Genomic DNA, 4,842 nt, shown 5'->3' on the forward strand with positions numbered 1-4,842 from the left:
CCACCCCACCGAGCGCGACCTCGCTCCCGTCGTCCCGCCAGGCCCGGGTCTCACCCAGAATCCCGAACCGCATGCCCCGATTATCCCGTCCAGACTCCTCAGGAGCGGTCGATGATCGCGAAGACGACCTTGCCGGCCTTTCCCGCCAGCGGACGAACACCCCAGCGGCGCGAGAACTGGTCCACGATGAACAGGCCCCGGCCGACCTCGCTGGCCATGTCCGCCTCCTGCACGTGCGGCAGGTCGGACGTCGCGTCCTGGACCTCCATCCACAGCGCGTCGTCCTCGGTCCGGTCCAGCCGCAACATCACGTCGCCGTCCTTCTCGGACGCGTACCGCAGCGCGTTCGTGACCAGCTCGCTGGCCACCAGGCACGGCACGAAGTCGTCCATGCCCCACTGGCCAATCACCAGCCGCACGAACTCCCGGACCTCCGCGACCACCTTGAGGTCCTGCTTCACCACCATCTCGTTTTGCGTCGCCGCCTGACCCATGACCCTCTCCTCACTGTGTGTGGCGAACACTGCACATTCAGCCACAGTCACAGCTAGCATGGGCTTGCAGTCCCTAGGTGGATCGCATCAGCAAGAGAAGAGACGCATGTGCAAGTTGCCGAGAGAGGTAAGCCGCCATGGCCACACGGCGCCAGCGTCTCGATAGCTCTCCCGCCCTTGTGGCCTTCGGCCGCCAGATGCGACGGCTGCGGGAGGCCAAGGACATCAAGCAAGAGACGATCGCTCACCTGACGAAGGTCAGCCCCGCCCAAGTGAGCCGCATCGAGAGCGGCAAGAAGCGCGCCACGCGAACCTTCGTGGAACTCGTGGACGACTACCTGGAAGCGGGCGGCCCGCTCATCAGTCTGTGGGAAGACCTCAACAAGGACGGCCATCCCGTTCCGATCTGGTTCGACTGGCCACAGCAAGAGTCCGAAGCCGCCGAACTGGTCACCTGGCAGCACACGATCATTCCAGGGCTTCTACAGACCCCGGCCTACGCCCGCGTGTTCCTCGGCTCGGACGAAGCCGTGGAGGCCCGCATGGCACGCCATTCCGTCCTCACCCGGGAGGACACGCCCCCCACGGTGCTGACCGCCCTCCTGAGCGAAGGGGTATTCGACTACCTTGTGGGCTCGCCCGAGGTGATGCGGGAGCAGATCGAGCACCTCATCGCCCTCAGCGAGCTGCCCAATGTCACCATCCAGATCGTCCGCAACAATGGGCGTCCCGCGGGCACAGGCGGTGCATTCGTGGTGGCTACCATGGACGACCGGAGCGAGGTCGCGTACATGGAGACGACGGTACGAGGCATCACCACCGACGACCCCTCAGACCTCGCCAGACTCTCCGAAACACTCAGAGAGTTGCGAGCGAGGGCACTCCCCGAAGACATGTCCCGGGACATGATGAGAGAGGCACTGGAGAAATGGACTTGAGCAACGCCGCCTGGCGCAAGGCAAGCCGTAGTGGCGAGAACGGCGGCGACTGCGTCGAACTGGCAGACGCTGCCGGCATAGTGGCGGTGCGGGACAGCAAGGACCCGTACGGCCCCGTCCTCCTACTGACCCGCGCAGCCCTGCGCACGGCCGTCCACTCCGCCACCAACACCCACTGACCGCTCGGCACCAACCACCCCCGCCTACCTCACCGCAGCGATGAGGACGACCCCGACGAAAGCGCACACCACGACGCCACCGGGAGGCCGACAGAGGGCGTCAGGGAATTGCGGCCTCGATCCCGGCAAGGTGGGTGGCGAGGATCTCATCGAATGCGACGCCGCGGTCGGCCCCGAGGGGACGGATCTCGCGGGCGAAGTGGGCCAGGGCAGGGAAGCGGCCGGGGTCGGCGCCGAGAACCGCGACACGGAACTGCTCCATGCCCTGTTCGTACTCGGCGGGGGTGAGGGTGCCGATGTCGGCCTCGGAAGTGATCAGCGCGGCGAGGAGGATCACGATCCGGTGGTAGCGGTGCGGAATCTCCTCGTCGGGCAGGCCCGAGGCCCGCAAAGCCTGTAGGACTTCCTCCATGACCAGCCGGGAACCGGTGCCGCCGGACCCGTAGCGTCCCCAGACTGCGGCAAGTTGAGGATGCTGGCCGAAGGCGTCTCGCAGGCGCAGGGCTGTTGCGGTGATGCGCTGCTTCCAGTCGCTCTCGGGGCGGTAGCCGTCCATCGCGGCCGCCAGGATCCGATCCGCGACCGCGCGCAGAAGCTCGGTCTTGTTGCGGAAGTGCCGGTAGAGGCTGGAGGAGTCGGTCCCGAGCGCCGCGGCGAGCTTTCGGACGCTGAACGACTCGGCATCGCTTCTGCGCAGCAGATCCGCCGCCGTGTCCAGGATCTCCTCTGTCGACCAACGCCTTCGGCCTGCCATCCCGCCCCTCTCATCCGTGCCCAGCCTAACCCATGCACTTGCTGTTGCACGCACCGCGTGCATAAATGGGGGCACCTGCTGGCTGAGAGTCCTGGCCGGGAGGAAGAAGGCGAAGGAGAGATGGAGAGATGAGCGAGACCAGTACCGTGAAGCGGCCGCCGGAGCCGGACTTCTCGGCGATGACGACCGAGGAACTGATCGCCTACCGGGCTGCGGAGAACGGCTGGCGGGCGTCCAGCGCGGCGCGGGCGATCCTTGGGGAGCCGGACCCCGGGGCCGCGATCGCGTGGCAGGACGTCGCGCTGCCGGGCCGCGACCTTCCGGTCCGGGTGTACCGGCCGGTGTCGCCGGGCGACGGCGCGGCCGCCGCCCGGACCGGCCTGCCACTCGTGATCCATGTCCACGGAGGCGGTTTCGTGGGCACGGCGGTGCAGTGCGACTGGACCAACAGCCACCTCGCCGCCCGGTTGCCCGCGGTCGTCGTCTCGGTCGAGCACCGCCTCGCCGCCCCGGACAGCCCGCTCGCGAACGCCGCCGACGACGGCTGGGACGTACTCCAGCACGTGCTGCGGCATGCCTCGCAGTGGGGCATCGATCCGACGCGCACGGCCGTCTTCGGCGAGAGCTTCGGCGCGCTGATCAGCGCCCTGACGGCCATCCGGGCCCGGGAGGCCGGTCTGCGGCTCATGGCGCAGGTACTGGTCAACCCCGCAGTCGAGGTGACCGAGACGATGTACGACTACCCCTCCATGGCCGAGCATGCATACGGCCCGACCGGCGCTCTGCCGCAACTGCAACTCTTGCAGCGGCTCGCCGTCCCACCGGGAACCGACGCCCGCGCATTCTCGCCGCTGTACACCGACGACCTGAGTGGGCTCGCCCCCGCGCTGCTCGTGGTGCCGACCCAGGACGCGGTAGCCGATCACGGCCGCCGTTACGCCGAGCGGCTGCGCGCGGCCGGGACATCCGTGCAACTCACCGAGTACCCCGAAGCGCGGCACGCGTTCCTCACCCTGCCAGGCGTGGAACCCCAGGCCGTGGTCGCCCAGGCGGAGATCCTCGAGTTCCTCCGCGCAGCCCTGGCGGGGTGACGGAGCAACGATGCACTCCACCACCCTTGGCGCCGACGGCCCGGCGGTCTCCCGGCTCGGTCTCGGCTGCATGAGCATGACCGGCAGTTACGGTCCCGCCGACCCGCACGAGGCCGCGGCCACCTTGCTGGACGCCCTCGACTCCGGCGTCACCCTGTTCGACACCGGCGACTTCTACGGCGACGGAGCGAACGAGGAACTCCTCGGCCGGACCCTCGCCCCGCACCGCGACCGCATCGTGCCGGCCACCAAGACGGGCGTCCGGCGCGCCGCCGGAGGGCTGGTCCCCGCCGGCTCACCCGACGATCTGCGCCGCGCCTGCGAAGCGTCCCTGCGCCGGCCCGCGACCTCGGCACCGCCCTGGTCGCCTACAGCCCGCTCGGCGGCGGCCTGCTCACCGGCGCCGTCCACGCGACCACGCACTACGACAGCGGCGACTTTCGCGCCACCGCCCCCCGCTATAACGGCGACGACCTCAAGGCCAACCTGGCAATCGTCGAGGCCATCACCCACCTCGCCGCCGTGAAGAACGCCACCCCCGCCCAGGTCGCCCTCGCCTGGCTCCTCACCCGCGGCGGCGATGTCATCCCCATCCCCGGCAGCTCCCGCCGCTCGCGGTAGTGGCCTCCACGCCTGGACTCACCGGAGCCCTGCTTTCGGCCTCGACTGCGACACACTGGCGAGAAGCACTCAGTGCCTTCCAGCGTCCAGCCATCCCACCCACGCATCTCCAGGACATTTGCCGTGTTCTCCGAGCCTGACGACCCCGACGTCCGCGAGCGGATGCACACCGCCTTCGCCAGCGCGACGGCCCGGCTCGGCTGCGCGTCCGCCCACGGCACAGCCAATACCTGGGGCCACAGCGGAAGGACCATCGGCGCTCCCGTCGCGACGCCCCACGGAAACGCGTGGCTCCGCGTGCTTGAGGCACCGGTGGGCAAGGAGGGCGGAAAGCTTTGGACCGGCACTCAGGCAGCCGCGACCGCACTGCCGGTCGAGGTCCCGCGCCCTCGACTGCTGGATTCAGCCGACTGGACTCACGAGAGGTACGCCTACCGAGCCGAACTCAGCACCTACGTAACGGCGCCCGTCTGCTCCCTGACACCGGCCCTCACCGAACACATCGCTATTCCCGACGCATGGTGGTCACGATTGCACCGGGCTACGAGCACGGTCGCGGCCACACCGGTCCCGGACGACCGCCCACGTGTCATCAGCCAGGACTACATACACCGGACCATTCCTCACTACCTCGGCGACGCGGGCATCGACACGACCATCCGCCGCTGGACCCTCTCTCACGGCGACCTGCACTGGGCCAACCTCACCAGCCCGGAACTGACGATTCTCGATTGGGAAGGCTTCGGCCCCGCCCCCCACGGATTC

The 4,842-nt window shown here is 68.9% G+C and carries 7 protein-coding genes and 1 pseudogene; 6 read left to right on the plus strand and 2 right to left on the minus strand.

Translation table 11 applies throughout. From position 1 onward, the window contains the following. Positions 1-98 precede the first annotated feature (98 nt). Positions 99-494: an ATP-binding protein gene (locus E1293_RS44490; RefSeq protein ID WP_132205802.1), complete on the minus strand. Its 396-nt coding sequence runs from the start codon at positions 492-494 to the stop codon at positions 99-101. A gap of 137 nt (positions 495-631) precedes the next feature. Here E1293_RS44490 and E1293_RS44495 point away from each other — a divergent pair, with 137 nt between their 5' ends. Both E1293_RS44495 and E1293_RS44500 read left to right on the plus strand, forming a co-directional pair. Further along, the gene (locus tag E1293_RS44495) at positions 632-1,432 is read left to right on the plus strand and encodes a helix-turn-helix domain-containing protein (RefSeq protein ID WP_132205804.1); all 801 of its coding nucleotides are present in this window, start codon (positions 632-634) and stop codon (positions 1,430-1,432) included. Then, the gene (locus E1293_RS44500) at positions 1,423-1,611 is read left to right on the plus strand and encodes a DUF397 domain-containing protein (RefSeq protein WP_132205806.1); all 189 of its coding nucleotides are present in this window, start codon (positions 1,423-1,425) and stop codon (positions 1,609-1,611) included. The genes E1293_RS44495 and E1293_RS44500 overlap by 10 nt, the downstream gene beginning before the upstream one ends. Before the next feature lie 100 nt (positions 1,612-1,711). Here the strand turns inward: E1293_RS44500 and E1293_RS44505 are convergent, their stop codons facing one another. Continuing rightward, positions 1,712-2,365 carry a TetR/AcrR family transcriptional regulator gene (locus tag E1293_RS44505; RefSeq protein ID WP_132205808.1) on the minus strand — a complete coding sequence of 218 codons (654 nt, stop codon included), beginning with the start codon at positions 2,363-2,365 and terminating at the stop codon, positions 1,712-1,714. 128 nt (positions 2,366-2,493) lie between these two features. Between E1293_RS44505 and E1293_RS44510 the strand changes: the two genes are divergently transcribed. From E1293_RS44510 to E1293_RS44520, 4 genes and pseudogenes are all read left to right on the plus strand, one after another. After that, the gene (locus E1293_RS44510; RefSeq protein ID WP_132205810.1) at positions 2,494-3,456 is read left to right on the plus strand and encodes an alpha/beta hydrolase; all 963 of its coding nucleotides are present in this window, start codon (positions 2,494-2,496) and stop codon (positions 3,454-3,456) included. 76 nt (positions 3,457-3,532) lie between these two features. After that, positions 3,533-3,735, plus strand: a pseudogene (locus tag E1293_RS50015) (aldo/keto reductase); the annotation flags it as partial. A gap of 111 nt (positions 3,736-3,846) precedes the next feature. After that, the gene (locus tag E1293_RS50020) at positions 3,847-4,077 is read left to right on the plus strand and encodes an aldo/keto reductase (RefSeq protein WP_243717492.1); all 231 of its coding nucleotides are present in this window, start codon (positions 3,847-3,849) and stop codon (positions 4,075-4,077) included. 123 nt (positions 4,078-4,200) lie between these two features. Next, positions 4,201-4,842: hypothetical protein (locus E1293_RS44520; RefSeq protein ID WP_132205812.1), on the plus strand; the 642-nt coding region annotated here is incomplete at its 3' end.

This window comes from Actinomadura darangshiensis (genome assembly GCF_004349235.1).
Lineage (GTDB): Bacteria > Actinomycetota > Actinomycetes > Streptosporangiales > Streptosporangiaceae > Spirillospora > Spirillospora darangshiensis.